At 41.0% G+C, this 26,693-nt stretch carries 19 protein-coding genes; 4 read left to right on the forward strand and 15 right to left on the reverse strand.

Annotation, left to right across the window (positions count from 1 at the left end; genetic code table 11):
• Nucleotides 1-748: 748 nt before the first annotated feature.
• From LQ227_RS18415 to LQ227_RS18430, 4 genes are all read right to left on the reverse strand, one after another.
• Complete coding sequence (locus LQ227_RS18415; RefSeq protein WP_230150439.1) at nt 749-2,539, reverse strand: hypothetical protein; 1,791 nt, start codon at nt 2,537-2,539, stop codon at nt 749-751.
• Entirely contained in the window at nt 2,536-3,129 is a 594-nt protein-coding gene (locus tag LQ227_RS18420; protein ID WP_230150440.1) for a hypothetical protein, read from the reverse strand. The genes LQ227_RS18415 and LQ227_RS18420 overlap by 4 nt, the downstream gene beginning before the upstream one ends.
• Nucleotides 3,126-5,345: a reverse transcriptase family protein gene (locus tag LQ227_RS18425; RefSeq protein WP_230150442.1), complete on the reverse strand. Its 2,220-nt coding sequence runs from the start codon at nt 5,343-5,345 to the stop codon at nt 3,126-3,128. Before LQ227_RS18425 ends, LQ227_RS18420 begins: the two co-directional genes overlap by 4 nt.
• A gap of 526 nt (nt 5,346-5,871) precedes the next feature.
• Nucleotides 5,872-6,771, reverse strand: coding sequence for a TIR domain-containing protein (locus LQ227_RS18430; protein ID WP_230150444.1), 900 nt, complete (start codon nt 6,769-6,771; stop codon nt 5,872-5,874).
• Between the two features lie 490 nt (nt 6,772-7,261).
• On the opposite strand from LQ227_RS18430, the gene LQ227_RS18435 reads away from it, so the two are divergent.
• Nucleotides 7,262-8,071 carry an HTH domain-containing protein gene (locus LQ227_RS18435; protein WP_230150447.1) on the forward strand — a complete coding sequence of 270 codons (810 nt, stop codon included), beginning with the start codon at nt 7,262-7,264 and terminating at the stop codon, nt 8,069-8,071.
• A gap of 400 nt (nt 8,072-8,471) precedes the next feature.
• Here LQ227_RS18435 and LQ227_RS18440 read toward each other — a convergent pair whose 3' ends face one another.
• The 3 genes from LQ227_RS18440 to LQ227_RS18450 form a co-directional block, all read right to left on the reverse strand.
• A complete protein-coding gene (locus tag LQ227_RS18440) occupies nt 8,472-9,491 on the reverse strand; it encodes a PD-(D/E)XK nuclease family protein (protein WP_230150449.1) in 1,020 nt (339 codons plus the stop codon).
• A 64-nt stretch (nt 9,492-9,555) separates the two neighbouring features.
• Complete coding sequence (locus LQ227_RS18445) at nt 9,556-12,405, reverse strand: type I restriction endonuclease subunit R (RefSeq protein WP_230150451.1); 2,850 nt, start codon at nt 12,403-12,405, stop codon at nt 9,556-9,558.
• A gap of 127 nt (nt 12,406-12,532) precedes the next feature.
• Nucleotides 12,533-13,459 carry a site-specific integrase gene (locus LQ227_RS18450; protein WP_230150453.1) on the reverse strand — a complete coding sequence of 309 codons (927 nt, stop codon included), beginning with the start codon at nt 13,457-13,459 and terminating at the stop codon, nt 12,533-12,535.
• 69 nt (nt 13,460-13,528) lie between these two features.
• Between LQ227_RS18450 and LQ227_RS18455 the strand changes: the two genes are divergently transcribed.
• Entirely contained in the window at nt 13,529-14,722 is a 1,194-nt protein-coding gene (locus LQ227_RS18455; RefSeq protein ID WP_230150456.1) for a restriction endonuclease subunit S, read from the forward strand.
• Here LQ227_RS18455 and LQ227_RS18460 read toward each other — a convergent pair.
• From LQ227_RS18460 to LQ227_RS18485, 6 genes are all read right to left on the reverse strand, one after another.
• On the reverse strand, nt 14,715-15,815 hold the full coding sequence (locus LQ227_RS18460) for a restriction endonuclease subunit S (RefSeq protein ID WP_230150458.1): 1,101 nt from the start codon (nt 15,813-15,815) through the stop codon (nt 14,715-14,717). The two genes, LQ227_RS18455 and LQ227_RS18460, sit on opposite strands and share 8 nt — an antisense overlap.
• 45 nt (nt 15,816-15,860) lie before the next feature.
• A complete protein-coding gene (locus LQ227_RS18465) occupies nt 15,861-17,447 on the reverse strand; it encodes a type I restriction-modification system subunit M (protein WP_230150460.1) in 1,587 nt (528 codons plus the stop codon).
• Nucleotides 17,448-17,833: 386 nt separating this feature from the next.
• On the reverse strand, nt 17,834-18,379 hold the full coding sequence (locus LQ227_RS18470; protein ID WP_230150468.1) for a Crp/Fnr family transcriptional regulator: 546 nt from the start codon (nt 18,377-18,379) through the stop codon (nt 17,834-17,836).
• A 1,093-nt stretch (nt 18,380-19,472) separates the two neighbouring features.
• The gene (locus tag LQ227_RS18475) at nt 19,473-20,222 is read right to left on the reverse strand and encodes a sulfite exporter TauE/SafE family protein (protein WP_230150470.1); all 750 of its coding nucleotides are present in this window, start codon (nt 20,220-20,222) and stop codon (nt 19,473-19,475) included.
• A gap of 331 nt (nt 20,223-20,553) precedes the next feature.
• Entirely contained in the window at nt 20,554-21,021 is a 468-nt protein-coding gene (locus tag LQ227_RS18480; protein WP_230150474.1) for an Lrp/AsnC family transcriptional regulator, read from the reverse strand.
• 504 nt (nt 21,022-21,525) lie between these two features.
• Nucleotides 21,526-21,720: a cold-shock protein gene (locus LQ227_RS18485; protein ID WP_230150475.1), complete on the reverse strand. Its 195-nt coding sequence runs from the start codon at nt 21,718-21,720 to the stop codon at nt 21,526-21,528.
• 305 nt (nt 21,721-22,025) lie between these two features.
• Here LQ227_RS18485 and LQ227_RS18490 point away from each other — a divergent pair, with 305 nt between their 5' ends.
• Complete coding sequence (locus tag LQ227_RS18490; protein WP_230150476.1) at nt 22,026-24,425, forward strand: UvrD-helicase domain-containing protein; 2,400 nt, start codon at nt 22,026-22,028, stop codon at nt 24,423-24,425.
• Between the two features lie 64 nt (nt 24,426-24,489).
• A complete protein-coding gene (locus tag LQ227_RS18495) occupies nt 24,490-25,089 on the forward strand; it encodes a hypothetical protein (RefSeq protein ID WP_230150478.1) in 600 nt (199 codons plus the stop codon).
• On the opposite strand, the gene LQ227_RS18500 is transcribed toward LQ227_RS18495, so the two are convergent.
• Both LQ227_RS18500 and LQ227_RS18505 read right to left on the reverse strand, forming a co-directional pair.
• Complete coding sequence (locus LQ227_RS18500; protein WP_230150480.1) at nt 25,079-25,453, reverse strand: type II toxin-antitoxin system HicB family antitoxin; 375 nt, start codon at nt 25,451-25,453, stop codon at nt 25,079-25,081. The genes LQ227_RS18495 and LQ227_RS18500 overlap by 11 nt on opposite strands.
• Before the next feature lie 210 nt (nt 25,454-25,663).
• Nucleotides 25,664-26,629, reverse strand: a complete 966-nt coding sequence (locus LQ227_RS18505; protein ID WP_230150482.1) for an NAD-dependent epimerase/dehydratase family protein — start codon at nt 26,627-26,629, stop codon at nt 25,664-25,666.
• Nucleotides 26,630-26,693: the final 64 nt, after the last annotated feature.

Raw genomic sequence — 26,693 nt, forward strand, 5'->3', positions numbered from 1 at the left:
TTAGACATTGCTAAATTTCGATGTTATCCTAACTTGTTGTGTTTAAATTAAATCCTGTTGGTTTAAGATTTCTGCGCTCTTCCTTTTTAAGAAATCCTAAAAGTTTTCGCTGAAGCTTAACATCAACGGTGGAAGTTTGCAGTATCCGCACCACTTGCAGTACAGTCCCCCACGCTCTCCACAACATCCCCTAACGGTTAGAAGCAAAAATCACTTTTCGGGCAGAGCCGATAGGGCGCAAAAGCGTGGTGGGAAAACAGCAAAAATCTGTAACTTACTTCAACCTGCAGCGCAGCCTTGCGGATACATAAAAACCTTAGCTCAGAAAGCGTTCGATTTCAAATCTATAGAAATCATTCGCCTTTGCTTTGTAATCATCAAATTCCTTCATGATTGGGCAGGTGATCACCATTCATCGAGAGTGAAATCAGAAAGTTGAAAAGAAATTTGGCCACTCTCCCTATCTCAGCACAGCTAAATACCCCTCCAACGGAAGCTCTGAAACGCTAAAATCCTATTCGACAGGTCAAAGATCACATCAAGTAACATCGGAAACGTTGAGCGTTTATTGCCCTAAACTTAAAAAATTAAAAGGAATAGCTGAGAGAAGAAATACTGATCCAAAGATCAGGGTGTCAGCATAAATGCGAAACGCGCGTACACTTTTGCAGAAATACCCAATCTAACAGCGAAAGCCGCATTTACCATAGCATGATATCAGGTTTTGGCCTTATCGCGGCAGTGCTATCTATACGAACATTTTCTTCAGGCAGGTGATCATCAACTTAATATCGTCCATCCTGATATATCTAAGGCTCTCATTGACCTTCTGCTGGCCACCATGCGCTGCTACACTGTTTCTCAGAAATACCAGTTCCATAACCTTTTCTAGCTCAGCCTCGGTAAAGTTATTGCGGAAATGAAGTACAGACACGACCTTCACCAACAGGCGAGGCTCGTTTTCTTTAACGAAAGTGCTCACTTTCTGAAGAGCCGCATGAAAACGGACCTCCTTCCGTACATCATCGGAAGTAAGCTGATAACTGTATTTCCCAAAATCAAAAGTAAACATTCCCTCGTCATTGTTATTCCCGACAAGGACTTCACTGTTGTCTTTGAGGATTACATACAATTCTGTTCCGTTTTTAAAACAGGCATCACAATAACCTTCCAAGATAGAAACAAAAACGACCAGAACCTGCTTGTATACGACCGATTTGTCCAGGCTCAACAAAGTAAAAATCTGTTCAAGCCATCCCCCCTCACCCAGCAGGCGGTTTGAGAAATTATTGTGCGTTAACTTTGTTAGATCGGCAGACACCCCCGCCAGTTTGATAAAGGTCCATAGGTCAGCAAGGTAGGCATTCCTGAAAGCTTTTTGAAAAGCCTTTTTCAGCTCTGTAAACAACTGGGCAGTCTGCTTGGAGGTATAGTTCAGTTCCGGCGATTCCTTTATGATATAACCTGCCGCCCCCACTTCAAATGCCGCTTGAAGGTTCCAGGTTTTATTGGAGGCGGTAAGCAGTACCACCTGGTTCCCCTTATTTTTCTTCAACAGATATTCCAAAACCCTCATGCCAGACAACTTCATCGGATCTGCCTCATGCATATCCTCATCACAGAGGCGCAGGTCGACAATATAGAAGTCGACCTCATTTCCGGGAAGATCAATGAATGCCGTTAAAGCTTGGAACAGTTCCTCCCGTTTAAGCCCTTTTTTAAAAGCATCATAATACAAAAGTTTGGCAGATGCGCTGGAAAATAAAAATTCAAATAATGCCTGCCAACCCTTATCGTGTTCATCATCAATATAAAGCACCCGCGCATTATCCAAATTGGGTAATACAGGGGGGATTTTTTCACTGTTCTTTATCTTATTGCGGGCTTTATCCAGCTTTTGTTCAAGCAGCTTAAAATAAAGGTTTGTTTTAAAACGGTCCTCTATCCTTACAATATCTTCCTTTACACCATTCGGCAGATCGGTCAATTTGAAGAGTTCGGAAAGCTTTTTGATTCCCCATTCATTGGCCAGGGAATGATAGCTCGAGTAATTGGCTGGCGGATCAACCTGAATCCGATCCAGGAAAAGTTTATACCCGGCGTCTGAGACCTTTGGATAGTTGGAAATCTGCTCAAGCAGCTGTTCTTTTGCAGCTACGGTCGGCTCCCCCAAAAAGTATATCCCGTGCGTAAACAAAAGACTGGCTAGAGGTTTGAGTTTAAAAACATCGGCAGGGTCATCGCCCCCTACAAATACCAGTGGGGTACGGCAATGGTTCAAATATGGCGATAGCCTGATGTGGGCCGCAACCTGAAGCCCGGTAAATTCCAGATAATCGAAATTATTTAGGGTAAAAGGCATAAAAATACAATCATAGCTCACATTTAGCAATGCAGCCAGTTTGGAATCAAAAAATCTATCCATGTCAAAATCATCTTCCAGCATCTCCGCACGTGAAGGATAAAGCGCTTCCCTATGCTCAAAAGAGACCAAAAGTTCGGGATTCACATTGTCATTGTGTATCAGTAGCTGCTTCATATGCCCAACAGAATGTTATCGATTTTTTTATTAACAGCGGGAAGATCCAGTTCACCTAGTGCACTCTCAAGTTCTTCCATCGTTTCCCTTGCATTGCCCGGATAAACAACCCCCTGCAGGATCTGTCTATATTTGAAAAGATAGGTCAGCTGCCAGTTTTCGCCATAGATCACCTCTATTATCTTAGTGTCCGCATCTTCACTGAATTTCTTTAAAAACCCAATCAGCCTGTCTGAATAAAAACCCTGGGAATTAAGGATGAGCAGTGGAAATTCCCCCTGAGAATAGGTGCTAAATGTCACACCTCCGCTAAAAAGGATCAGTGCCTTACCATGCTCCTTGGCCAGGCCCTGAACTTTGTTCAAAAGCTTTCTAGTCACCAGTAAAGAACGGTGGAATACCCAAAGATCATAGCCCAGAATTTCGATCAGGTTATTGTTTTCGATATCGTCAATAAACTTAGTGTACTGATCCCCCACCGCATTTCTAACCTGTGGCATCGCATCGATCTTTTTCACATCCTCAGCCTGTCCGGGGAGGAACTCCATTTGCCGCTGGATCCTGTCATCCACGATCAAGATTTTTCTCATAAGTAAAACCTAAGTTTATGCAGGAAGCCAAGGGCATCCGCGCTTTTCTCGGGATTCTGTGCTCCTGTTGAATTAAGATAATGTATGGTATAAGACGTGTATTCATTGCCTACTCTAAAACGGCTTTGGATAGACCAATCGCAAAGACTGTTCAATAATTTCCTTATAGTAAAAAAGTCCCCCCTTTTATCCATTAGCTGAAGTTTTCTATCGTTCAGTGGCCGATCACAAAATGAATCGATATGCAGAATATCTATATCAATAAATTTCGCTTCGGTATCATAAGACCCGTTTACGATAATCTTGGGGGCACCAGGGTATTTTCTAATCGCATTAAAAATGATGCGTAAAGCCTGTTCGACCTGATAAGTGTCCGTATAAAAGCTAAGCCCTTTTAGATTGGTGATGGAAATATCAAAATCAAACTCCATACTACTGGTGATATCCTTTATCAGGTAATGGAGGTCATTCCTTCGAAATTCGATTTCATTTTTAAATTCATCGACAAAATCTTCAAAATAAGTTAGGCTTTTGCCGCTGATCCTGAACGGAGGTCTTAACTCTTTCGGTATGGGCATCGAGAACGGCGATTTCCCAGGGTTCTCCTGCATCCACTCTTCCAAGATGCCAGGGTATTGCAACCCAACTTTTAGCTTATGCCTCCCCCATTGGTACTCAAATTTTTCTCCGGATTTCTTTTCATCGGGTTTATCTCGGATCAAAAACGGATGGATCACTTTCCAATATAAATGTGAGTTATATCTTGGCAAAAGCCGGAGCTTAAAAAGTCTCACATCTTCCATGATTGATTTCCTGAACACATTATAGTTCTTATATCTGTCCTGGGTATCCCAATAGTGGGTGGCATATTTTAAGTGCGTTTCGCTTGTAAATTTTTCAAGTACAGAAACAACGAAATTAGGGTCATGGATCTCATCTTCCTCAGCCTGGCCCGCTTTGTCGACCAGCAGGGCTGATACGCTATTTTCATCCCTCAGCAAGCGTACAAAGGCCCGAAGCTCTTCAAAACTTGCATTTTCTGTTGGCAGTTCGTTGTTCAACAGATTGTGCTTTACCCTATCAATATTCCTGGCAAGTGTCTTTGCATCCACTTTTTCAACTGGAACCGTTGTGCCTTTCCCGGGGTACAACTGATCGATACGGGTCTTGTAGCTTAGATATCTTGGACTATTTTTTCCCAGAATGTCTTTTAGATACGCTATCTTCCCGGTAACGATTGCCTGGATATCAATATCATTGATCGAAACATCATCCAATTTATTATCCTTTATATATGCCTGGGAAGCTTTCTCTTCATTATATCTTTCCAATAAATACAATGATTTACGCAGTGACTTTATAAATTCCCTTGTTACGTTAACTTTTTCATTCACAACCAGTCCGGTCACCATTTGCCTATATCCGGTGCGTTGAAGACGAACCTTATCTTCGTTGACGGTGAAACCCTGCTCGGTAATGATCCTGCGCATTTCCACGATAAAAGGATTATGGGAATGAAAAACATTGTGGAGTGAAGAAAAAGTAATATCGTCTGCATAGCGGGTATACTTCAGGCCAAATCTTTTTGCAACCCCCATCAACCTTTGATCAAGCCTTTGGCAGATCATATTTGAAAAAAAAGGTGAAGTCGGAGCGCCTTGTGGTAATACATTCCTTACCACCCTTGTCAGATTACCTTTTCTATCGATACGGTCGACCAACATGCTTGTGCAGCATATTGCGCTGATCATGCTGGCGAGCTCATATCTGTTTTTAGGACTGATGCGCGAATCGTTTTTCGCCACTAGGTTAAATGGTGGGAGTTGTAGCATCCTCCAGATCCTGGCCTGATCGATGCTGGGAAAGAAATCCTTTAAATCGACATTGAAAACATAATAATTTCCCACATGCACAAATGCATTGGTCTTTACGGACCTGCCGGGCGTAAAGCCGTGTGCTTGGGGCGTGGGTTTATATATGCAAGAAAGTATCAGGTTTAAACACCGTTGTATTAAAAGCAGCCCCTGAACAGGTGCGTGGATTGCGCGGTACTGACCGGAGCTTTTTGCTATGTTAAACTGCCGGTAACGTTTGCCTCCAGCCGATGGGTTCGAATAAAAGGTTAACTGGCTTATTGTTATCGGCTCGACGTCCTCACCATACAAAGCCTTTTTTGAATAATTGATCAGATCAAGCAGATCTTCTCTACTTTTCATTTCTCTAAATCCTTCGACTATGTAAGCGCTATGCTGTTGGCTGATCATTAAAAAAAAATAAAATCTTGAAGCCCACCCTTATTCTTTGTGTATGTATCAATATCAAGTTATAAAAACTCGTCGGGATATAGTGTCGGGTAGGAATATTCCTACGACGTTTTAGTTAAAACATAAGTTTTAACCACTAGCACATTATGATCTCACCACTGGGGCAATATCCGTCTAGCAAGGGCAATATTTTGGCGGGTCTTCAAGATGTTAGTGCAAAATACAACATTTCTGAAAAACACCATCAAAAATTTTAAAATAAGTCATAGATTGTGTTAAAAAAGGCGTGTCTGAACCTAAAAAATAGCACTTGGTATGCACTCTTATAGCTCATGATACGCGATTCGTGGAACTTCGATATATCCTATGCACATCAAAGATGATCCATTCATTGGAAAATGACAGCTTTCATCGACAAACAGGTTATATGTCATATGCAAAAAATCTAAGCGAACTCAGATTACAATGTTAAAAAGCTTTAGATCGCCTTGTTCAGATCAACGGGCAGGCCCGCATTTTTCAACTCCTTAGCTAAAAACATCTTCCAGCCATCCGCATCATCATATTGTAAATATAGGATGCCATCATAATCTGAAGGTGTCTCCACTCCCCCTTTTATCACCGCACAGACCTTATTTCTGCCGAGCTTCCCAATAAAATAACCAAGCTCAAAAATCACGTTCTGTCTGGCCCGGAAATGTTGTTTTTCAGCATCATCTTTAACCGATCTTCCAACGTCGTCTGGGCTCAATAATACAACGGCATAGGATACATCCGAATGTTTCTCGAATTTTTCGATAATCGTCTGTCCCCGGTTCGACTGTTCGTGTAAGATGATTGGGTCCAATCCCAATTTACTCAGGAACCTCGCTGTCTTTTCTTTCAGTTCCTGATCATGTCCATGAACTAAAAATACTTTTTTATGGTCTGGCATTTTTGTATCCGCTTTTACTGGGTTTTGTACCTGGGTGATAAGCCCAAAATTTTCATCGACTTCGATTACACCGATCGCCTCGTCTATCATATCAATGATCACCTGGGTCATATCCATTCCATACGGTGCATCAAATACAAGGTTAAAGGGATTTGCATTGTTAAACTGATATCCACCAACCATTGGCGGTGGTGAAATCGTTACTCTTTTAGCAGCACCGGCAAGCCTAACAATTTTTTCGACATGATTGATACTTCTGCTTATCTGAGTCCTCAGTTTTGCGGTCGGCGCATTATAATATTTGATGATCAAGCCTTTGAAGGATTCCAGCTGCTCAATTGTTTTTATTTGCTTATCGTTCATTGTTGAGTGCATTTCTCCGAATTTATAAAAAACCGCATAAATCAACATTAGCTCTACGTTTTTTTTACCAACAATATTCAATACTAATAATTTTATCAGCCCAGTCATTTACCGTATCCCGTACCCGTTCAGGTCACCGGGAGCCCCCAGTTCATGTCCTTTTCCCTGGCTGGTTCCAACCTTGATAAACAAATTCCAAAATCTCAAAATACTGATCTGCACCAGGTTGTCGTGCCACGGTATAAAAAACAAACAGCGTGGAATTACTTTTCCCACTTTAAGGAAGAGATTGATCTTTCATTGGGGATATTAATTAAGTATAGCTCCCTAAGATAACCAAAAGACAAAAAAGCACCATTTCACTCTGATCAATTTTGTGCCAGGTCAATAGAGCTGCATTTAAAATATATCATCACGCTGTAATCCTCTGAAAATCAGAAACAGTTTTATGGTCCCAACTTTTTAAGTAAAACATTAATCGATCTTCTCCCATTATTATCACAATTTAGGGAATGATTTCATTTTAAATTGCAATATTCGCAGTACTTAGTTTAAACACAAATAACGCTCGATGCCAGAATTAAAATGGAAAGAAGCTATAGTTAAGGTTTTTGAAGAGGAAAAAAAAGCACTTCACTATATCAAAATCGCCGAAATTATTGCTGAAAAAAAATATAGGACATCTCTCGGCGCGACGCCCTCGGATACGGTCAGTTCCAATATCACTACGGATATAAACACCAACAAGCATAATTCTATTTTTGCCAGGGTTGATAAAGGTATCTATATCTTAAGGAAATTCCTTAACGACGAGGCGCAGATCAGCAGTAACGATGCAGCGGCTCAATTTCTTCCGACAAGCGAACCACTGCCTAAAGACAAATTGAGGGTGATCAATGCCTTCGGTATCTATTGGAGCAGACAACTTGTTCACTGGGGCAGCAAGCCAGATTTATTGGGTATTCAGCAATTAGGTGCAACGGAGGTAAATTTCAAGGATCAGCGGGGAATTTACCTGCTTTATGATGGCAGGGAAGTTATCTATGCTGGACAGGCTATAGAACAAACTCTTGGTGATCGCTTAAGGCAACATCTATCCGACCGTTTAAGTGGCCGCTGGGACAGGTTTTCCTGGTTTGGCTTTTATGCTGTAGATGATAAAGGACATCTAAAAGACCGAAAAAAATTCCCTGATATGGACATACAGGATATGGCAAATATCTTGGAGGCTATATTAATTGAGAGCTTGGAACCAAGGCAAAACCGTAAACAAGGAAACAATACACTGGTAGGCATGGAATTTCTTCAGAAAGAATCGCCCGAAATAAAAAAACGCCGCTACGACGAGGTTATAAAGGAACTGGCTGCTAAAATCGATTAATACGCCAATAACAAGAGATAACTAAAGATTGCTTCCAGCAAACCTCCCTGTCGTTGATCGGATGTATCATCCAATGATGTTATTTCTTTTTCGCAAAAGAAAATCCAAACATCAAATTACAAAAATTTCTGTCAACAATGAGTTGGCGAGCCTGTGAATGTATTGAAACCGGTTTGAAAAACAACCTTTGAAGAAAGGAAGAAAAAAATGATGCATATCGAGATGGATTTGATGATAATATGGATTTTTAATGCTTGGATGCCAAGAGGAGCATAGCTGAAGCGGTAGCAAAAATTTATGCATCAGTTTTGGAGAGAGATCCTTGAAAGTCATCCGGATATAAAATCTTCAGCAAACAATGTATGAATCCGGATAGCTCCTCACAATGACACCCGAAAAATTAGTGGTTTTCAAAATCCTCTGCTGGCAGATTCCAATTCAGCTCAGGATGATCTGACATAATCATTCTAACCTTTTTAAAAGTCTGGATAAACCATTGTTCAATAGCAAATTCCATATCTTCTGAACTGAGAAAATCCGAAAGAGGTTTTCTAAAACCAAAATATGTAACCCCGTCTGTATCGCAATCAGGTATATCACCTAGCATCTTTTTGTAGATATCAATATCGGGATTGCGAGCATCAGTCCACATCCATACAATAGTATGTGGAGCATCATCAAAGTTGAAACCTGCGCCAAAGTCCGAATAGTGTATACCGAAAATATACTCTCGCCATATTACATGTCGATTGTGATCCCTCAGTTGGTTTAGGCTAGCGGCTGCCTTGGATCCACCAAACATCCCCATAAACTTTGGTTTTATCTTTTCAAGATAAGATTCCATCTTACGCAACGCAGGATTAAAGTTTTCAAGTGCAAGTATTTCCTGCATGGTAAAATCTGTTGAGCTACCCATATTGTTAATTTCTAAAAATTCGATAAATGCATTGATTATTTCTCTATCCCTCCATTGTGATAAAAAGCCTGCAATATTTCCCCACCTGAACTGGAGAAAACCATGCTGGAGAATGTGACTTTTGTCCTGATAAAACTTCGTACAGAAACGCAGGAACTTATGGTGATACAAGCTTAAGCTATCAAGTACTTCTGCATAACTGGAAAGCTGTCCATATCCCTCACCAGAATGAACTTTATTCTCCAGAAAGCAAATGCTATCATCGTTCCGAAAGATCATGTCGATCCTGCAATATGTTCTTCCAGCACCACTTAGGGCAAATGTTTCTTGTGTTGCTACTTTATAGTTTTCGCCAGAGATCCTTAGGATTTTTTTAGTAAAGCAACTCATGATCATACTGTCGCCCTGGAGGATATTCGCTAGAATTTCTGTAGTAAAATCTTCTATGGGAGTTTTAAGTCCACGAGAGCGATAAAGTTTAAGCAATGATACAAATAGGTTCATGCTAAATGGACTATAAATTAAAAAATACGCAGGTAAAAAAATTTAGCCGTATATCATATGGGCCTTAAGCCGCCATCCCGTTCATAAATGTATCAACAAAGCCCTTAATTCTCGAAATTATCCTGTCGCCCAACTTTTTGCGTTGCAGCAGTGTGGGTTTTTCGCCATCGATAAGTTTAAGTACCTCGTCCAAAAGAGGCTCGCGCTCTGCAAACAGATAGTTTTCAATCAATTTTTCGGTTTTTTCGGCCGAAAGATTTTCCTCTTCCACCAATTTAGAAAACTCTTTTTTCTGTTCCTCCCCCCAGAATTTCTCAAACTCCGGAACAATGTCCTCGGTATCCTCAATCTTTGGTAGGTTTTCTGAAATAAACCGGTCAATCAGCTCACGCTTACTCCGTAGTGACACCTGTGTACTCAACAAATTAGATATCTCCTCCTCTATCGATTTTCTGTCCGCCTTGTTGTTCTTGGACTTTAACCTGATCAGCAGTTGTACGATGTAAGTAACATTTATGGTGTCCCGCCTGATCAGTTCAAGTTCAAAATCGATATCGTCGAGTATTGAAGCTTTATCACCGCTGCCTTTATGAACAATACTGTCTTTAATATCCTGATACTTGCTACTGTAATCCGCAAACAACTGTTCGTCAATGCAAAGGTCCTCCCAATCAAACTCGCTATAATGGCTCATTTTTTTATGCAGGCGCATGATCGCACGGAAAGCCAAGATGAATTTCATCTGATCCTCCTCTGTATAAAGTTTATCCACGTCCTCCACACTAGGGACAAGCTCAAGCATTCTTTCTCCTGTGCCGTTAAAGATCTCCACATAATGACTATAAGGTTCAACTATGATTTCATCAATCGCGTCCTTGTTGCTGAAAAGGGTAATTGCCTCATCGGTCCGATCCTTCAGGTTACGGAAACACACGATATTCCCCTGAGTTTTATTCTTGTCGAAAGTTCTGTTCGTTCTGCTAAAGGCTTGTATCAGGCCGTGATAGCGCAGGTTCTTGTCCACATAAAGTGTATTGACATACTTACTATCGAAACCCGTCAGAAACATATTAGCGACCAATAGGATATCGAGTTCATTGAATTTTGCCTTCTTGGCAATGTCGTTATAATAATTATAGAAACTCAAACTGTCCTTTGTGCTGTGTGAGGTGCCATATAATTTATTAAAATCAACGATATAATTATCCAACAGCTCCCTTCGATGCGGCTTGATTCCATTCACTATTGCTCCATTTAAATCAGCGATATCAAAATTGATCTCCTCTTCGTTCTGCGTAAAACTGAAAATGGTTGCCACTTTCAATTGATGTTCACCAAGCTGTGCCTTTTTCCTAAAAATTTCATAATATTGGATGACCGCATCAATATCCTGCACACACATCATCGCACAGAAACTTCCCTTCTGGCTCTTTTGGGAATGATGCTCAATGATATAATCTACGATCGCATCTTTGCGTTCCGGTGCCTCAAATACTTCTGCCTCATTAATATCTTCAACCTTGAGATCTATGATATGTTCCTTCTTTTTGAAAGTCTGGATATATTCCACAGAGAAACGAAGTACGTTTTCATCCCGTATCGCATCAGTAATCACATATTTATGTAGACATTTGCCAAATAGACTGGAGGTTGTTTTTTCGCCATCAGCATTTTCTGCCAGTATTGGTGTACCGGTAAAGCCGAAAAGCTGGATATTATCGAAAAACGAGACGATATTCTTATGGGTATCACCAAACTGCGACCTATGACATTCGTCAAATATAAACACCATCCGTTGGTGCTGGATCTTTACCATCTTAGCTATGTTACGGCCTGAAATGGCATTATTCAGCTTTTGTATCGTTGTAACGATGATAGGAATATCGGGATCGTTAAATTTCCTTATTAGGTCCTCTGTATTATCTGCCGCACTTACACAGCCCTTACTGAACTTATCGTATTCCTGGTTGGTCTGGTAATCAAGATCCTTTCTATCCACTACAAATACCACCTTTTTTATTGCCGGTATTTTAGCAAGAATTTGGCTGGCCTTAAAGCTTGTCAGCGTCTTACCACTACCTGTTGTATGCCATATATAACCGTTCTTCTGGATATCATAGCCATTGAGTACGGTATTTTCAATAACTTTTTTAAGAATATTCTCAACTGCATAATATTGATAAGGCCTGAGAACCATCAGTTTTTTCTCAGTTTCATTCAGCACGATGTATTTGCATATCATCTTGCTGACATGGCAGGGTTCTAGAAAGACATCTGTAAATTCGTTCAATAAATTATTAAGCGGTCCGTTGTGCTCATCCGTCCATTGAAATGTCTGCAGGTATTCTTGTTTATGGGTACCGAAATTGGAGAAATATTTGGTATTGACCCCATTGCTGATCACAAAAAGCTGTACAAAATGGAACAGTCCCTGCCCTGCACCAAAACTGTGTTTCTGGTAGCGGTTGATCTGGTTAAATGCCTCCTTCATTTCCAGCCCCCTCCTTTTCAGTTCAATCTGAACCAACGGCAGACCGTTAATCAATATCGTAACATCGTACCGGTTTTTATATTCCCCCTCCTGGCTTATCTGATTGGTAATCTGATATTGGTTCTGGCACCAGTGCTCCACATTAAGGAACTCAAAATAAAGATTATCGCCGTTATCTCGGATAATATGATGCTTTTTTTCACGCAAAAGTTTGGCTTTTTCAAAAACGGAACCTTTGTTTAATATATTAAGTACCTTTTCAAATTCTTCGCTTGAAAATGTAACCCCATTGTGCCTTTCCAGTTGCACTTTTAAATTTGAAAGCAGTGATTTTTCATTTGCAATAGAAACAAACTGGTAGCCCAGCTTTTGCAACTGTAACACAAGTTGCTCCTCTAAGATCTGTTCTGACTGTTTGGACATATGTTGAAAGCTTGCGGTGAAAGTAAACATACTATTCGAGGATTGAAAAAGAAACGGATAAAAAATAATTGGTGACAATACCCATATCGACCCTTTTTCAATCCCCGAAAGTAGACTCAATGGCAGATTACCTCAACGCACGGAACATCTGGTCAATACATTTCTTTTTCTGTTCATGATCAGGATGCACATATAGATTCAAAGTTGTGCTGATATTGGAATGACCAAGTAACACGCTTACAGTTTTATAGTCGCATTTGCTCTCAATGCATCTAGTGGCAAAACTGTGCCGAAGCCCATGGAATTTCAACCTGGGCATATTCAGTTCTTGCATCAATTTCATATAATAACTCCTGTAGGTACGTGGCTCAGTCGGCTTTATTTCATTTGTCAGCACAAAAAATGAACCTTTGACTATTTTCTTAATGGGTTTCAAAAGCCTCAAAAGGTCCCGGCTCATAGGGATATCCCGTATCGAGTTCTTGGTTTTTGGGCTGTCTAGGATCAGTTCAGTCCTGCGCTCCCCCTCATCAATCACATAGATGCGCTGTATGGTTTTTCTTACCCTTATAACACCCGTGTCAGTATCGACATCTTCCCAAGTCAGCGCACACAGCTCACCAATACGTACGCCCGCACTTAGGCTTATAAATATTCCGAGATTCCTGAAAGTAAAATTGGCCTCGACGTAAGCCATAACTTTTTTTTGGTCCGACCTATTAAGCACATCTGTTTTCTTCATAATCCGGTCAACAGGAAATTGTATATCAAATGGCTTATATTCCTGAAGTCCCAACTTTGCGCCAAACTTCATAATCATTTTCAGTACGATCAGAATGTCTTTTATCGATTTATGGCTGAGCCCGCGATCTATTTTTTGTAATACAAATTGTTGAACATCTTCCTCGGAAATTGCGGAACAGTTTCCAAATGAGGGTAAAAGGTGGTTTTCGATAAGCAACACATAGGCCGAAAAGCTTGATTTTTTAATGTACTGTTTTTTGTCAGTCATCCATAGTTGAATAACGTCGGAGATTTTCTTTTTTGAAGTCATAATGTTTTATAGGTTAAAAACCCAAAAGGTAGAAAACAGAACTCAATAATAATCCCCAATGTTCCAAATTTGAGATTTCCTGGGTTTGAGGGGGAGTGGGAACTAAGGGCATTGAACGAAATTTCAGCAAAAATCACAGACGGTACTCATGATACTCCTCGGGCCATATCAAACGGTATTCCCTACCTAACTGCGATACATATCAAAGATGGAAAAATTGATTATGAAAATTGCTATTTTATAAGCCCTGAAGTACATAAGCAAATCTACAGCAGATGTAATCCAGAATTGGGAGACCTTCTGATTGTAAATATTGGAGCAGGTACTGCAACGTGTGCATTGAACACTGTAAGTTACGAATTCAGCTTAAAAAATGTTGCACTTGTGAAACCTAGAAAGTATATTATAGATCCATGTTTTTTAGAACAGTATCAAAGAAACCAATCAAAGAAGATTTTCAAGCAGCTCACATCTGGCGGAGCACAACCTTTTTTGTCACTGAGAGAGATTGGGAAGTTGAAGATTCGTTATCCCTCACTGACAGAACAACAAAAAATAGGTTCGATTCTCTCGCTTTTAGACAAAAGAATGTCAACCCAAAGCAAAATAATTGGAGAGATTAAATCGCTCAAAGACGTTATTGTCACAAAGATCTTTACTAAAAGACTCAAATTCAAAGCCGAAAACGAAGATGATTTCAATGAATGGCAAACTAAAAACCTTGGAGAACTTACATATGTGGTGAACAAAAGAAATAAAAAAAATGAGAACCTTCCTGTTTATTCAATTAATAATAAGATTGGTTTTGTTCCCCAGGGCGATCAATTCGAGGGAGTTGATAGTAATGAAAGAGGATATGATTTAAAAATATATAAGGTTATAGAGAAAGAAACATTTGCTTATAATCCCGCTAGAATCAATGTAGGGTCAATCGGATACAGTAGGAATTTAAACAATGTAATTATCAGTTCATTATATGTTTGTTTTAAAACAACCGCAAACGTTAATGATGAGTTCTTTTTCCAATACCTCAAAACTGACTTTTTTAACAAACAAGTACTTGAAAACATGGAAGGTGGAGTGAGGAGCTATCTTTTTTATGAGAATTTTTCAAGAATTACCATGGATCTTCCCAGTTTATCCGAGCAGCAAAAAATTGTCGCCCTATTAAAATCACTCGATAAAAAAATTGAAATAGAAACCAAGATCGTAAATCAATTAACTGTTCAAAAGCAATATTTTCTTTCAAATCTATTTATATAAAGAGATTTCTTAGAAGATATATTTTTTGTCTTTTATATTCAGATAATAATTTTTGCTCAAGCTCGATTTTTCTTTCGATTGCCGTAAGGTAATTTGTAATTGCATTTTGTTCCTCTAGTGACGGAATTGGTATTTTAATATTTTCGATTGTACTTTTTGAAAGACTCGGCACACCCGATGCTTCGCTGTATTCTTTCCAATTTATTGTTTTGAACACGTAATAAATGTATTTTGGAAACGTGTGTTTAAAAAGATAAGTGTAAAATAACGTGTCTACAGTCCATAGTTTACCTTCATGAAAAATAGGCTTGTTAATTGTACCTTTTCTCCCTATACAAACAGTTTCCCCCTCATATAGAAATGAATCCACATAAGTCATCAAACCGCCAGATCCTAGAACTGGAATACTTCCACTTTTCAGGTGTCTGTAGTCTTTACCGCTTCCAATTGTAAGAACATCTTTGATTTTTTTTAACTCCCAGCCATCCAGCGCTGTTTTTCGTTTCAATCTTGCAGTTTGAGATAATAAGCGTGCCGTTTCGCCATTCATTAGGGAGCTAAGGTCTCCAATTATTTTGCTTTGAGTTGAGATGCGTTCGTCAAGCAGGGATAAAAAACCAGATATATTTGTTTGTTCATGCCTTTCAGGATAAATTAAAGGCATTTTAGCAATCATATCATAACGCACAGAATCAACTGAATTTTTTGCACTCAGTTTGGAAACCCTTTGCCTAAACTTGGTTGAAAAATAATAAAATAAAAAGTGACCAACAAAGTCCTTAAAACCGCTTAATATATAGACTCTCTGATGAACTCCTATTTTTCCCTTTGTGTAGTGAAAGACTTTACCAACGCCAACACCGTCACCTGCTGTTAAAATCGCTTCTCCATCAAATGTGTACGTATTAATTCTTTCGATAGTTGAGGAACGCACATAAAATGGATAAATCCCATCTTCTTCTTTATCCTGAGTGTTTTTATTTCCAGTTGCAATTTTGCAGGCGCTACCGAAATTCGTTTCAATCCACTCTCCTTCAAAGCTCGGAAATCTCAAATTTGGAACATTTGCAACACTTTTTCTTTTTGCGTCCATTATAATATTTAATATCTTTTTAGATTACATTAAGGATTGAACAAATTAAAAAACTAGCCCCAGCTCTTTGAAATAAACATCAATTTCCTTATCCAATTCGGCACGTTTTGCCTCCAACTGTCTTATCTCGGCCATCACTGCCTGTATATCGATCTCCTCCTCAGCCTCATAAGTGTCAACATATCTTGGGATATTTAAATTGTAATCATTTTCCTCAATCTCCTTCAACGATGCACAATAGCTATACTTTTCAATTACCGACCTATTGTGATAGGTATCCACTATTTTATCAATATGCTCATCCCTGAGTACGTTTTGGGTTTTCACCTTCTCAAACTCTTTGCTCGCATCGATAAATAAGACATTATCAGGATGTTCCTTACATTTTTTAAAAACCAAAATACAGGTTGGAATGCTTGTTCCATAAAAAATATTGGCAGGCAAACCAATTACCGCATCAAGGTAATTCTTCTGTTCAATCAGGTGCTTCCTGATGTGAAGTTCGGCAGCTCCCCTGAACAAAACACCATGCGGTAACACAATTGCCATAATACCATTTTCGGCCAAATGATAAATCATGTGCTGAACGAAGGCGAAATCAGCCTTACTACTAGGCGCGAGTTTGCCGTACTGACTGAAACGATCGTCACTGAGGTGCAAGGGATTCGCACTCCATTGAGCAGAAAAAGGTGGATTTGCCACAATAGCCTCAAACTTGTGGTCAATGTGTTGAGGCCGTTCTAATGTATCCTCCTGTTTAATATCGAACTGCCGGTAATGAACGCCGTGCAGGATCATGTTCATCCTGGCAAGATTATAGGTTGTTCTGTTCATTTCCTGCCCGTAGAACATTGCTACGTCTTTAACCTCCCTTGCCACACGCAGCAAAAGTGAGCCGGATCCGCAGGTAGGATCGTAAACTGATTTCAACTTGTGTTTACCTGTTGTCACAATTTTCGCAAGTATCTTTGAAACTTCTTGAGGGGTATAAAATTCACCTGCTTTTTTACCGGCGCCGCTGGCAAACTGCCCAATCAGATATTCGTAAGCGTCTCCGAGAACATCAAGTTCGGTATGGTTAAGTTTAAAGTCAATTTTATCCAAATGGCTCAAAACTTTTGAAATGATCGTATTTCTTGCTTCGGCAGTTTTGCCCAGCTTGGTACTATTCAGATCCATGTCTTCAAAAAGGTTATCAAAATCCTCTTCACTTTCAGTCCCCATCGTACTCAACTGTATATTGATTAGAACTTTCTGGAGATCACCAAGGATGAAAACAGCGTTGGTTTCCTCGAAAATCTCATCTTCGTATATCCCTCCCTTGCCACGCTTAGCCAATTGACCGAACAGTTCTTCTGGTTTTAGAAAATAGCCCAGCTTCGCCAAGGCCTCTTCCCTGATAGCCTCAATATACTCTTCATATTCTTTTAACGCTGGAGAAATGTCCTTGAAAAGAATTTTGTCTTCTTTAAGTATTTCATTGGCGAAGATCTCCATTTTCTCACTCAGGTATTTATAAAAAATAAAACCTAAGATATAATCCCGGAATTCATCAGCGTCCATCTTACCACGAAGGGTATTGGCAATATTCCAGAGCTGCTGTTCAAGCTGTTTCTTTTGATCTTCAGACATATATATAATTACTGCGATTAAAAATTTCCGTGGGCTAATATGCGACTTTTAATATTGATTGCTTGCTTCTATTTGCTAAAAAACTCCCAACATATCTATGCCCTTTAAGTACCCACGTCTCTTAAATCTGAAATAGAATTACAAAATCCTCCTCAGGTCTAAACTTAGTTAATCAACGGTAGCGTGAGCGGTTGCAGCGGCATCCTTCCGCAGGAAGATATAGCGGTAGACGCGGCCCTTTAGGGACACGCAAAAAAAATAAAACAGAACTAATCCTACCACAATCCTAATCAATACACTGATGGGCTGTTTTAAGAAAAAAAATCCGGCTGTAATTCATCGGTCAGAATCGAATGCGACCCTGATCAAAAGCATATTTACATTAGCTACCCAAACCTCCGCAGACTATCATCCTTAATCCCCAGAAAACTCGCAATATCCCTCCTCTTTGCCACCCCGAACAGTTTCTTATTTTCCAAAATAAACTTTTTGAACCGATCTGCAGCCTTCAAAACCAGCAAATCTGACGCATGTGCCAATCTCTGCCCATCATAATAATCCCTGATCTTTTCCACCAATAGTGGTACCTCGTCAAAGCCGTTCCGCAGTTCCATAAACTTTTCATAACTGATCTCGATCAGCACTGCTTCATCAATAACCTCAATATCATTTATGGCAATCCCTTGGGAGAAAAACCCAGGATACGCATATACAAAATCCCCTTCCACCCAGAACCAGCTGGTCCTTCCTATGCCCGAATCATAACTGGTTTCCTTTACAAAACCCTTCAAAACATACCATACCCTGGTCGGCTTCTGTCCCTTTGACAATAATAATTTTCCTTTTTCTATATGGATCAATCCCAGAAGCGGCTTCATCAAAGCAATGAAACCCGGTGATATCGCATCGAATTGCAGCATCCTGTCAAGCATGTGCTGATAATATACATTGGAGAGCATAAATCAGTAGATGTCGGTTCTCCAGAAGGGTAAGATCCAGACCAACAAACGCTTTGAAAAGGGAACCGATAAAGTTCCCTTTTCTTGTATCCCGGTTTCCCCGGCGGAAATAACGAAAGTTGGAAAGAATCGGTTTATAACTAAACAATAATTTCTCAACATCCAAAGTAGCACCTCAACAATAATCAGGTTTCCAATATCCTGCAAAATCACTTCACAGAAATGTTTCCTCTAATCTAAATTGTATAATATTATACCATTAAACCAAGTGTTGCCACCAGTAATATAACGGCATGCGATAGAAAAAAATAGATAACAATAAATGGCCATAATGTGGTTGGCCATACATGAACCCGGTGCAACACCTGGTAGAAAAACAAAAAAAAATAGCCATCATTTAGCTTCCCGTTAACTGCAAAGCAGGGCACCTCCATCCAAAGCATACCCTGCTGATCATTAACTATTCCTCTTTCTATGAAAAATCCTTTCCTTTCCCTATCCCCACCACACTATCCAGTCCAAAGAGCGGTACAGGGACTTCACCAAACCCCTGTACCTCAAACCAAAACGGCCTCGCGCCGCCTAAACTAAAATTGCTACCTATGAAGAAAATATAGCCTCTTATATCATCCGGGCACCAATACCCGGCATCAAAAATTAAACACCAATAATGAACAACTGATGAGCTAATAAAAAAAACATTGCAATGCCCCCCAGCAATTAAAAAAGGCACAGGCCCCATTCAAGGGATACCTGTACCCGTTAAAACCACTACCGGGACGTTCAGCTCCCACGGTTCCGGTATTGCTATAAAACAAATACGATGAAACATATTTACCGGAACCAGTGCAGCGCCTGGCAGGCACTCTCTACCGCCAGGCCTTCTGCAATATTCGCAAATACTTCACGCTCCTGCCAGTAGCCACACCACTTCGGTAAATCGGGCGGATATTGGGATCAGTTGCTTATCGTTTATTCTGCCATAAACAGCCAGATCCCATAAAAGCCATAGAATATTTCATCGCCAAAGATGTGGAACAGCAGAAGAAGGTGGTATGAAACACCTCTATAGAGAATACAAGGGCAATAATGTATTAACGATCAAAAAGATTCCGATCAGGATAAGTCCGAAATAGACATACTTAAAAAAAGAATTACCGCTAATGTTATGGTTAAGATAGCGGCCAAGGAATATCGCAGGAAATACCGCAGGCAGGGAGATCAGGAAATATTTCAGGACTTCGATAGTAATCAATCCCTTTGCAAAATACCCGAGAGAACCGATAAAACTTACCGGCAGGAAATACGCTTGTAGCGTTGCCCTGAAATGTTTGGCACTCCAGTTCCGCATGTTACCATAAACAACGAGCGGCGGCCCATTTACCCCATATGCCCCGCCCAATACACCCGACAAAAATCCGCAGATAAAAAGCCATAACTTATTATCTGTTTTAAGGGTAAGTGCATTTTTCCCGAAAATGGCATATAGCGCATAGGCAATAATCAGCAGCCCCAAACCAATTTTTACCCAGAATTCGTTGCCATAGATCAAAATCAACAGGCCAAACGGTATACCCAGGACAGCAAAAATAATCAGCCATTTGGCACTCTCAAAGTGTACCTGTTTGTGATCCTGCACGACCACCACCAATGCAACCAAAATTGATATCAGAACAGATAAGGGCACGGCAATATCCATTGGCAGATAAAGTATAAAAAACGGAACGGCAATTAAAGATTCCCCAAAACCAAAGGTCGAACGAACGAGCGTAGCGATAAAACTGACTACAAAAACGTAGATATAAATAAACTCCATATTTCACCTAAAAATACGCTTTTTCCTACTCAAAACCTCATTTTTAAGGCCGATAGTCACGATTAATACCATTGCTTAACAGTGTTTTTACATAAGCTGAAAATACAATTCCCGGATGCAGCATAGTTTGCCCATGCCCCCTGAAATCGTGTTTTTACCCAGTCTATAATTGGCCGGACCTAGCTAAAAAAAAGTCCAACACATGAAATGAGGACCACCACAACAGGCGTCCAACAAATGAAACGCTGTTGTTCCGTCAGCAACCCAGTCCAGCCAGCCAGGCAAAAAAAAAGAAATCAAACACCAAAAAATGGTTTGTGATCTTGAAAGATCAAAACGGCACCGCAGTGGAATGTTTCGCCTGCGCAAGCACCATCGAAGAGCTCACCTGCCCGATGTTGGGTAAGCTGTCCAGCTTCTGCCTCAAAAAAGCGTTATAACTCTGCAGGCTACTGGTCACTACCTTCAGGATAAAATCATCTTCACCTGTTGTGTGGCAACATTCCAGTACTTCCGGATATGAGGATACAGCAGATTGAAACTCTTTTAAAGCCGTTCCTGAATGATCCAACAAGCGGATATGGACGTAAGCCATCATGCAGTCCCTTAGCAGTTCATAATCCAGCAAGGCAACATAACCGCGGATATAACCCAGTTTTTCAAGTCTCCTGATGCGTTCGATAATTGGTGATTTACTTTTGTGCAGGCGTCTGCCGATTTCGTTATAGGTCAGTCTTGCTTCCTGCTGCAGAAGCTTTAATATGGCAAGGTCCGTCTGGTCGGGATAGTAGGATTCCATTATAGCTGATTTGGCTAGTTAAATTAATAAACATGTTCATCCGTTATAATGAGCAGCAAATATATTGCATTCCATCCCTCATTTGCAAATCCTGTACAACTATTATTCAAGGTAAAACCAGGTTATGTAAAATTTAATTTCAATCACGTCAAGACACACAGGTAGCTACAAAATTTTATTCTGAAACATCATCCTAATTCAGTCCGTTTTACCAAAGCTCAACGACTATATTTTTTGCTAGCGAAAACGCTGCAGATTTGCATCAGACAATAATCCGAAAGGCTGTAGCCATAAAACCCGGATAAAGATTTTGGCTGGGTAGAAGCAGCCAGGTTTTAGTTTAATAAGAGTAGTTATAATTAGTTGGAGCCGGTCTTTGCCCGGCTCCTTTTTTGTTTTTAACATTCCATCTCCTGGACGCCCACTCTTTTAATTACAGGGCCAGCACTACCATTAAAAATAATGAGCGAAAGACAGGTCCGATTTTATTTCTATTATTTAAGGTTAGATCTTTTTGACATTGATAGCCACCAATCCTTTTTTCCCCTGCTCGGTATCGTATTCCACAATATCACCCGGTCTTAGGTCACGGACCAACAGTCCGCTCACATGCACGAATAAATCTTCTGAATTTGCATCCGGAGTGATAAAGCCAAAACCTTTTTCACTGTTGTACATTTTAACTTTTCCCTGTTCCATAAATTTTCACCTTACTGTAAAGGTTATTCTCCAAGCCTAAGATAGCTTAAAATATCCGAAGCAATCAGTGCCAATGTTTGGTTCTCCATGATTTCAAATTAGTAAAAGCTTTTTTTTCCAAATTCAGGCGCCCAAGGATATAACGGCAAAACCAACGAAGGGCAAACATCCCGGTAAAATTCATTCATAACCTTGGGGAATAAGGATAAAAATGGACCGCTAGCCCTAAATATTTATCCCTGCTCATCCATTTTGCTTATCATTGCAGTTTAATTATCAGCTCCCACAACAACAGCATCCCATTAATGAAAAAACAGCGCGGCCCCAGCATTCTGCTCAAGGTTATCCTTGTTATCCTGAGCCTGGGCATCTGGTACCTATATGAGCGTTGGAAGAAAGTGCAAAAAGACAAACAGGAACTTATAGCACTCCTGCCCCAGATCGAAAAAGCCACAGCTGAATTCAATCCTTATTTTTCAGGAAATAAATACTTCGCCAATTACGATTACCTTCAGTTAAAATCCTGGCATACGGGCCTTTTATCCAGGATTCCAAAGGATTACCCCAGCTATAACCTGACTGACCAGGAATTTAAAATCGTTGACCGCTTTGCCAGTCTCCACCGCAATATCGAAAAAACCAGGTCAGACTATAACCAGGCATTTACCAAATCAGAAACAGATCGTTACAGATTATTTTTTTCAAAACTTGAAAAGTATCCCCTGTCGGATGAGCAGATGCGCGCAGTGGTCAGCGAAGAAGACAATAACCTGGTCATTGCAGGCGCAGGCACCGGAAAAACCACCACGATCAGCGCCAAGATCGCCTACCTGTTGGATAAAAAACTAGCGACGCCCGAGGAACTGCTCGTAATATCTTTTACCAATGCAGCGGTGGAAGAAATGTTTGACCGCACACTTCGTTTCTGCGGAAAGGATTCCGGTGTAGATCGGGTTACCTTCCGTACTTTCAATTCTTTTGGCAACCAGGTGGTCAGGCACTGTAACCCACATCCCAAACAGATTGCCTTTGAAGGAAAGGACTATAAAGCAAAGGCGTTCCTCCAACAAAGCTTTGATCTGCTTTTTAAAACCGATGAGGATTTCCAGTCGAGGGCAATCAATTTCCTGGCCTTCTTTAACCGTCCTGTAAAGGATGAATTTGAGTTTAATTCGGCCGCAGAATTCAAAAGGCACCAGCAGGCCCAGCGCTGCATCAGCCTGAACGGCATCGAGGTCAAAAGCATGGAAGAACTCCAGATCGCGAATTTCCTTTACCTGCACCAGGTCGATTTTGAATACGAATCCCTCTTTCCCATGGAGCGCGAAGACCGCAATGCGGAATTCAGGGACTATGCCCCTGACTTTTATCTGCCAGGATACGACATTTACCACGAACATTACGGCATTGATAGAAACGGCGACGTACCAGATTGGTTTTCTACAAAACCGCCGTTTCAAACAGCAAGGGAATATTACCATCATGGCATGAGCTGGAAACAGCAGATCCATAAAAAATATGGCACCAGGCTCGTTAAAACCTATTCTTACCAAAGCTATGATGGCTCAATGATGCGATCCTTAAAAACTCAGCTCAGCTCCTTTGGTGTATTGCTTAGGAAAAGAAAACCGGAAGAGATTATCGCCACGCTGAAAAAAACCGAAAACTTCGAAGGCTTTATCGGACTGATCTATACCTTCCTTAACCTGATGAAGTCCAGCGGGATTACGCCCGGTCAATTGAAAACCGAAGATATGGAACAGCGCTTTTCGGTCTTCCTTGACGTATTTACCCCGCTCTTCCGCGCTTATGAACAAAAGCTGAGGGATACGGGCAGCATCGATTTTAATAACATGGTCAACTATGCGACCAGTTATATCGAAAACGGGAAATACCAAAAAACCTATAAATATATCCTGGTTGATGAGTTTCAGGACATGTCGCAAGGGAGATATGCCTTGCTTAATGCGCTAAAAAAAGCCAATCCTGCCGCCAAACTCTATGCGGTGGGCGATGACTGGCAATCGGTTTACCGCTTCAATGGCAGCGATGTGTCAATCATTAGCCGTTTTAGCGAATATTTCGGGGCCACGTCCCATAACCAGATTTTGCAGACTTACCGTTTCAACACCGAAATCCTTCATGTGAGTAGCACCTTCATCCAGAAAAACCCTATCCAGCTCAGAAAGAAACTAACTTCACCCTTTGATGCAAGCTTTCCTGCCTTCGCGCTGGTTCCCGTCGATTTGCGCAGAATGAAAAAAGCAGAAATCGATCTTTATTTATTTGACAGGATCAACCAGCTTCTTGGCGGCATCAGCCAAAAAGCAAACATATTCCTGATCGGGCGATACAACCACAACATACCGACCGACCTTGCCGAACTCAAAAAAAAGCACCCGCTCTTGCGCATTTCCTTTCATACCGCGCATGGCAGTAAAGGGCTGACCTGCGATTACGCGATCCTCTTGGGACTTGATTCCGGAATCTTCGGATTCCCTTCAGAAATTGCGGACGATCCAGTACTGGACTACCTCCTGGAGGATAGCGGCAGTTATGATAATGCAGAAGAACGGAGACTTTTCTATGTGGCCATGACAAGGGCACGTCACAAGGTTTACCTGATGTACAATAAGCGTAACCCGAGCAAGTTCATCCGGGAATTAAAATCAGATCATGAAATCGAAATCCTCCAGGAGATGTAAAGTATCAAAGGGATAAGGATTTTATGGAAACCATTAACCGTCTGCATCCTATCCTAAAAGCCAAATGATCAGATTAATACGCTCCATCTTTCTTACCATATCCTTATTTGTCTGCTGCAAAAGCCCTCGCACCCAGCAATGGGATGTTGCCACCATAAATCCCCACTTGCCAAAAGACAGCATTTTTGCGCTAATGGATACAAAAAAGGAATTAATGACCTTTCCCGGCCAGGACTCAACGCTAAAACGAAGCAGCATGGTCTCATTTCTGATGGGTGAAAAACATAGCAGGCAGGACTCCCGAAACTCAAGCTACAATACCTGCACTGCTTATTTCTCCACATCGGATACACTGCACATCGACATCGGACTGCATGACCTTCTAGGTGGATGGGGTTTTAATATCAGCTATCACGATAGGCGCTTCTATACTGAAGGTTACAAGTATTCAGATATCGTGTATCAGGGTAAGCTGGATAAACCACAGCACTGGGTGATCCACCAGGAACTTACCCTCGACAGGCCCGGTTACAAAGCCGGAGACAGTTTATACGGATACATCAATTTTAAGGCTATGGAGCGCAATGAGCTTGGTGATACCATTGTCTATAACGGCAAGGGGAAATTCCGGGCAAAGGTGATAAAATCCAGGTTCAATAATTAACATTACGGGCACTGAAATCTGTCGATTCCTTGTGTGCCAGGGTAAAGGCCAGCGCTTTTTTTACAAAATCATTCAGCGTAAGATTGTGCACGGCAGCAAAAAGCGCTGCCTGTTTATGAAGATCGGCTGAAACCCTGACATTAAAGCTTCCTCTATAGGTCTTATCGGGAAACTTGCCGACCTCAGCACAGGTTTCCAGATAATCTTCTACTGCCTCTTCAAAAGCAATTTTCAGTGCTTTCACAGAATCTCCCTCGAAAGTCACCACATCGTTGATTGCCAGTATCTTTCCAAAGAAAACTTCATCGGCACTGCTATAATACACCGATGCGTAATAATTTTTATAACTCAAGATGTCATTCATCTTTCAAGTGGCCAATGGCCTTTAACTGTTCAATCACTCGCCGGATCAAATGGCCTTCATAATAATCTTTTCGACCAGGTTAAACCGGGCGTAAAAACAGAAGATAGATTCGACGTAGACTATAATAACTACTCCAGTAGCAACAGACCGCCACCTCATAAACACAGTCCTGATCTTCCAGGCTAAAACCGGGTCAAAAAAAATAAAATACTAAGCCTTAGATAGTAAATCTTTACTTCCCACGTTGCTCAGCATATCCCTCACCATTTCTTTCAATCCGAACTCAGCCTGCCATGCCCAGTCCACACGCGCATCATAATCATCGATCGAATCCGGCCAGCTATCTGCAATCTGTTGGCGGAAATCCGGAAGATAATCCAGCTTGAAATCTTTGATATGTTTTCCTATTTCCTGCCCCAGCTCCTCAGGGGTAAAACTCATCGCCGAGAGATTGTACGAAGTCCTGATCCGCAGTTTTTCGGACGGGGCATCCATTAATTCCAGTGTCGCCCGGATCGCGTCCGGCATATACATCATCGGTAACATGGTACCCGGTTTCAAAAAACACAGGTAACGCTGATCAGAAACTGCCTGATGGAAAATATCCACTGCATAATCCGTTGTTCCGCCACCCGGAGGCGATTTATAGCTGATCAATCCGGGATAACGTAAACTGCGTACATCAAGCCCATGTTTTTCGTGGTAATAGCGGCACCAATATTCTCCCGCTGCTTTACTGATCCCATAAACGGTTGAAGGGCTGCTGGCATTGGCCTGCGGACTATGCTGCTTGGGCGCATCAGGTCCAAACACCGCAATACTGCTCGGCCAGAATACCTTTTCCATTTCACACTTCACCGCCACATCCAACGTGTTCAGCAGGCCATCCACATTCAGCTGCCATGCAAGCGTTGGTTCCTGCTCACCTGTGGCTGACAGCATCGCAGCCAAAAGGTAAACCTGCGTAATGTTTTCTTCCCTGCATAACATCAGCAGCTGTGCTTTATTCATCACATCGAGTTTGATATAAGGATAATTATCCGCACCAGCCTGGCTCTTGTCCCTGATATCGGCCGCCAGTACCTGATAACGTCCATATTTCTGCCGCAGCGCTTCGATCAGCTCTGCGCCGATCTGCCCACAGGCACCGATCACGAGTATCTTTGTTTTGTTCATCTTGTTTTGTTATAACCAATGCATGTCCTCATCATCGCTTTTATCTGTCCGTTTATTCATTAGC

It is taken from the genome of Pedobacter sp. Bi27 (genome assembly GCF_918698255.1).
Lineage (GTDB): Bacteria > Bacteroidota > Bacteroidia > Sphingobacteriales > Sphingobacteriaceae > Pedobacter.